At 71.5% G+C, this 2,979-nt stretch carries 2 protein-coding genes and 1 pseudogene; all 3 read right to left on the reverse strand.

All coding sequences use genetic code 11. The annotated features are described in order from the left end of the window. Positions 1–587, reverse strand: a pseudogene (locus GUY61_RS36850) (site-specific integrase); the annotation flags it as partial. Next, a complete protein-coding gene (locus GUY61_RS36855; protein WP_166634653.1) occupies positions 581–772 on the reverse strand; it encodes a helix-turn-helix domain-containing protein in 192 nt (63 codons plus the stop codon). The pseudogene GUY61_RS36850 and the gene GUY61_RS36855, both read right to left, overlap by 7 nt. A gap of 204 nt (positions 773–976) precedes the next feature. After that, on the reverse strand, positions 977–2,979 hold a 2,003-nt coding region (locus tag GUY61_RS36860), incomplete at its 5' end, for a DUF3987 domain-containing protein (protein WP_208106911.1).

The following is a 2,979-nucleotide window of genomic DNA, read 5'->3' on the forward strand; positions in this document are numbered from 1 at the left end:
GGCTTGCCGTCCAGCCGCCAGGCCAGTGCATCGAGGGCGCGGCGGAGGTGGATCGGGTGGGCCGCCTCCTCGATCTTCAGGGAGTGCTTCGCCACCCATGCCAGGGCGGATGCGACATCCGCCGGAGGCGGCTCGGAGTCCAGCCGGGAGACCAGGGCGCCGTCACTGTTCTTGACCAGCCGGAATGCCCACATCAGCAGAGCGCGGCGCAAGAGGGACGGAGCCGGGGTCGTCCCCCTCGACTCGGAGACCAGGACGGCCGTGACGACGGCCAGCGACTCGGCGATGCTCGCCCGGTGCTTGGCCGCCACCCGCGGCCACTTCATGGCGACGTAGTCCCGGGCGTGCTCGTACCACGTGGGTGCGTTGAGCGCGCGCAGTTCGGATTCGGGGAGCCCGGTCTCCGTGTCGAACTGCTCGCGCTTGCGGAGAGCGGCGCGGAACTGGGTCTGTCGGCCCTCGGCCTGCCCCTTGGTGGCGTAGCTCTTCGAGTGCTCCCGCGTCCCGACCCGCCAGCGGAGCATGTGCGGCTTGGCCCGGCCCTTGCGCGTGCGGATGTTCCAGATCTCGACGTCGTAGGTCAGCACGCGGGCGCCTCCTCGTGGTCGTTCAGCCACTGGTCGAGATCGGTCCGGCGGAAGCGGAGCTGTCCGTTGGGGAGCCGGATGCACCGCGGGGCCTGTCCGCGGGCGCGCATGCGGTAGAAGGCCGCGCGGGACATGTCGAGTTCGGTGAGGACGTCGGCAAGCTTCAGGTGCGGTTCTCGGCGCACGGTGATCACTCCCCTTCGGCTCCGTGGAACGTCAGCGCTGTCAGCGGAATCCGCCTGCCTGCGGCTTCGCTGTGCTGACGGGGGTCAGCGGAGGTCAGCAGCGTCAGCACGCGCTGCGGGATCCGCTGACGGCGCTGACGGGTGCTGACCGGGTGTCGTCGGGTGTTCTGGCAGGTCAGTGGATTGTGCTGACGGTGCTGACGATCAGCGGGCATCGGTGCTGCCCTCCCCTCGAAGCGAGGGGTGGACGCGGTACGTCGCCGTGCCGGGGTGTCCGGCGCGGCCTGTCCGGGTCGGCTCGTCCGCGCGGAGGTAGCCGTGCGCTTCGAGGAGGGCGAGTGCCGGCTCCACCTGGGAGACGGTGCGGAAGCGGCGGGAGGCGGCGACGGCGTCGCGCCGCTTGATCGCCGTACGCCACGTGCCGTCGGTCCTGGGCCGTCGGAGCCAGTCGAGGATGGTCTGTGCGGCCTCGGTGGCCGGGTCGGAGGAGATCAGGTCGAAGACGACCAGCGCGTGCTGGGTGTAGTAGTCCGCGATCTCCGCCGCCCGAGTGATCACCGCCTCGTCGACCGGCTGTCCCCAGGTCTCTCCCTGGATGCGGTCGGCGAGGTGGAGCAGCAGCGCGATGCGGGCCGTGTGGCCGACGAGCTTGCCTGCCCAGTCGAGGAGGTGGGAGAGCGGCTGCTCCGGCCGCAGGGAAGCTTCGAGCTTGTCCTGTAAGCCTTCGACGGCCCGGTCCGCCCGCGGCGTGAGCGGTACGGTCACCGACTCCGGCAGGGCGTACAGCGTCCGCAGCAGCCGGGACAGGAGATCGCGGTACCGCTGGACGACCGGCTCCGGCACCGGGGCGGTACGGGTCTTGCGGTAGCCCAGGTTCGACGGCGGCAGAGCGTAGAGGAACCGGGCGAGCAGGCCACGGTCCCGGGCGCCCGGTGCTCCGGCGAGGTCCTGCAGAACCGCCGGCTGCGGGGTGATCCCGATGGTCAGCGCGGGCTTGTCGACGCTCGGCTGCTCGCGGGTGATGCGGTCGGTCTGTAGCCGCTCCCCCTTGTGCGCCTGGAGGAAGACGCCGAGGTTCGGCTTGGCGCTGTACCGGCCCGCGATGATGTCGAACAGATCGCCCTCGGGGGAGAGCGCGGCGAGGCACCGGTGAATCGCGAGCTGCTGGGCGAGGGGTTCCGGAGTGATGTCGCCGGAGACGGTCAGCCGCGGTTTCGGCGGTACGTGGATCTCCGCGGCGAGCAGCTTCGCGGCGGCGGCCTCGGCGACCAGCGCCGTCCGGTCGATGCCGTCGCCGGGCTTGCGGGCCTTCGGCATCAGCCCTTCCGCCTCGGCGAGAGCGGCCTCACGAGCTGTCTCCGCCTCGATGATCCGGGCGCGGGACTCCTCCTGGAGTTGCCGTTCGACGTCATAGATCGGCTCGGTCATCGAGGCGAAGACGTCGGACTTCCGGGATGCCGGGGGCATGGCGCACACGAGATAGAGATTGGACTGCTCGCGCCACCCGGGACGGATCTCGACATGGACTCGGCCGCCGGCGGCCGTCGACAGCGCCGCGAGCGCCATGGTGGCCGATAGGTCGGGCGGGGTCTGGGTGAACTCCGCCACGGCAGCGACTTGTTCTCCGATCCACGGCGTGAGCGCCGCGACGGGGAACACGGGCAGGCCCGCGTGGGTCCCGAGGGGGATCGGGTCCGGCCAGCGGTCGCCGGTACCGAGGGTGGCCAGCTCGGCGGCGGCCTGGGCGGCGATCCGCTCGGTGTCGGCGGCGTCCGGACCGCCATGGGCGAGCAGCCGGGTCCCGATCTCGATGCGGCGGCGTGCCTTGGCGAGGCCGGCGACGATCTCGGCGTAGTAGGGGCCGTTCGCTGCCGTGGGTGTTGCCTGGACGAGGGTGTGCAGGTAGCTCACGTCACCCACCCGCCGAAGGTCGCCCGTCTCGCGCAGGCGGGCGGCGACGGTGATGGCGTCCACGGGCAGGCCGGTCGCGTGCATGTCCGTGATCGTGGCGTGGATGGTGGCGTGCGCGGGCCGGTAGTAGTCCTCCGGACCGACCACGGCCGTGATCTCCGGCACCAGGTCATAGCAGGGACCAGCGAGCAGCATGGCGCCGAGCGTCGCCTGCTCGGCCTCCTGGTCGTGCGGCATGGCGGTGTCGATCTCGCTGGTCACAGGGCGCCCATCCGGGGACGGCTGAGGGCCGGGCG

This window comes from Streptomyces sp. GC420 (assembly GCF_009916105.1).
GTDB lineage: Bacteria > Actinomycetota > Actinomycetes > Streptomycetales > Streptomycetaceae > Streptomyces.